Origin of the sequence: Variovorax humicola (genome assembly GCF_037889915.1) — a bacterium.
Lineage (GTDB): Bacteria > Pseudomonadota > Gammaproteobacteria > Burkholderiales > Burkholderiaceae_C > Variovorax > Variovorax humicola.
The window spans coordinates 1-2043 of the sequence record NZ_JBBKZV010000091.1 but is presented as its reverse complement, the minus strand read 5'-3'; the positions used below and the strand labels follow the sequence as shown (position 1 = coordinate 2043).

Genomic DNA, 2043 nt, shown 5'->3' with positions numbered 1-2043 from the left:
GTAGCGAAGGACTTCGGGTCCGCCGGCCTGGTATTGGCGTACTGCTTTTGCCATGGTTGATGTCTCCTGAATCGGTATGGAAGTGATGATGTGACTGTAGGGATCGCGTCGACTTGACGCTTTGCAACTTGCGACATGCATTTCGCTTTTCATGCCAGAATCCGGGCACCCGATTCACTGCTCACACACCATGGTCCCGCTGGTTCGTGCCGCTGCCCTGACCAACTTCCTGGAAGTCGCCGAAAGCCTCGGCTTCAACCCGACGGAAGCCTTGCGGCATGCAGGCCTCAACAAGAACCTGCTGAAGGATCCGGAGCAGCGCATCGCGACCGATGCCGTGGTGGCCTTGCTAGAGGAAGCGGCGGCCGGCTCCGGCTGCGCCACCTTCGGGCTGCGCATGGCGGAGTCGCGGCAACTGTCGAGCTTCGGCGCGGTGAGCCTGCTGATCAGCCACCAGGCGACCTTGCGCGATGCGCTCGTCACCACGATGGACTACCGCCACCTGCTCAACGAGAGCCTGGCGATGCAGTTGGAAGATGCCGGAAAGTTGGTGATCCTGCGGCAGGAGGTGCTGACCACCAGGCCGTCGCGGCAGGCCGCCGAACTGGCGCTCGGCGTGCTGTTCCGGATGTGCGGTGCACTCATGGGTGCGCAATGGCGGCCGCACAGCGTGAACTTCATCCATTCGGCGCCGTCCGACCTGCGCCCGCATCGGCGCGTGTTCGCCTGCAGGCTCGAGTTCGACAGCGAGTTCAACGGCTTCGTCTTTGCCGCGTCGGACCTGGCCGCGCCCAATCCCCACGCCGACCCGGCGATGGCACGCTACGCACGCCAGTTCCTCGATTCGCTGCCCCAGTCGCACCGGCATCCCATCGTGCTGGAGGTGCGCAGGGCGATCTACCTGATGCTGCCCATGGGACGGGCCACCAGCGAAAGCGTGGCGCAGGGCCTCGGCATGAGCGTGCGTTCGATGCAGCGGCAGCTCGACGAAGCGGGGGCAAGTTTCACGTCCCTGCTCAATGCGGTGCGCTGCGAACTGGCCCCGCGCTACATGGAGAACCCGAAGTTCAGCCTGAGCAGGATCTCCGAGATGCTGGGCTACAGCACGCAGGGCTCATTCACGCGATGGTTCACGGCCCAGTTCGAGCAGCTCCCGTCGATCTGGCGGGAGCGCGAGGAAGGCAGGAAGCAACCGGGCGCCAATGGTGGCAGTGCGGCAGCGCGGCCATCGGCGCGCGGACCGGGCACCTGACGACACGGGCGCGGGTCTCTAGCGCACGGTGGCGAGGGCTTCGCCCATGGCTTCCAGCATGACCTCCACCGGCTGGGCGCCGCTGATCGAAATCTCCTGATTGAACACGAAGAGTGGCACGCTGGTCGCCTGTTCGAGTTCCGGAGGGTGGCTCGCCATCCAGGCCTTCCAGGCGGCGTGATCGAGCCCATGGCGACTGCCGATGGTCGACAGAGTGCTTTCATCGCCGAGGTCTGCGCCTTGCTGGAAATACCCCGTCAACATCGCGTCCAGCAGCGCGTCCAACCTCTCGGCCGGCAACTGCTTCCTGGCGTAGGCCAGCATGCGGTGCGCGAGCTGCGTATTGGGAAAGCGGCGGATCCGCTCGTAGTGCACCTCCGTGCCGGCCTGCCGCGCAGCCGCCCGGATCTGCGCCTGCCGGGCACGCATGCGTTCGACGCTGCCCAGTCTTTGGCGGTAGAACGCTTCGAAGTCCACGCCTTCCAGCGGCACGTCCGGGAGCAATTGCACCGAGCGCCAATGCACAATCACCGGAGGATGGCCAGGCACGCTGGTGAAGATGTCCCGCGCCCGCTCCAGGTTCTTCTTGCCGATCAGGCACCAGGGGCAGATCAGGTCGAGGTAGACCTCGACTTCGATGGCAGGTGGTGTTGCTTGCATGCTCGGCACCTCAGGCGCAGCGCTCGAAAATCGCGGCGATGCCCTGTCCACCGCCGATGCACATCGTCACCAGCGCATAGCGTCCGCCCGTGCGGTGCAACTCTGCAATCGCCTTCACCGTGATGATCGCG

General features: G+C 65.1%; 3 protein-coding genes. 1 reads left to right on the top strand and 2 read right to left on the bottom strand.

Annotated elements, in window-relative coordinates; genetic code table 11:
• Positions 1 to 190: 190 nt before the first annotated feature.
• Positions 191 to 1252 carry an AraC family transcriptional regulator gene (locus WKW80_RS37105; protein WP_340368544.1) on the top strand — a complete coding sequence of 354 codons (1062 nt, stop codon included), beginning with the start codon at positions 191 to 193 and terminating at the stop codon, positions 1250 to 1252.
• An 18-nt stretch (positions 1253 to 1270) separates the two neighbouring features.
• Here the strand turns inward: WKW80_RS37105 and WKW80_RS37100 are convergent, their stop codons facing one another.
• Entirely contained in the window at positions 1271 to 1912 is a 642-nt protein-coding gene (locus WKW80_RS37100) for a DsbA family oxidoreductase (protein WP_340368543.1), read from the bottom strand.
• A 10-nt stretch (positions 1913 to 1922) separates the two neighbouring features.
• The coding region (locus tag WKW80_RS37095) for a hypothetical protein (RefSeq protein WP_340368545.1) at positions 1923 to 2043 on the bottom strand (121 nt) is incomplete at its 5' end.

Bases quoted from the DNA above. Each gene is read 5' to 3' on its own strand.
- WKW80_RS37105 (WP_340368544.1), top strand. From the start codon at position 191: ATGGTCCCGCTGGTTCGTGCCGCTGCCCTGACCAACTTCCTGGAAGTC.
- WKW80_RS37100 (WP_340368543.1), bottom strand. From the start codon at position 1,912: ATGCAAGCAACACCACCTGCCATCGAAGTCGAGGTCTACCTCGACCTG.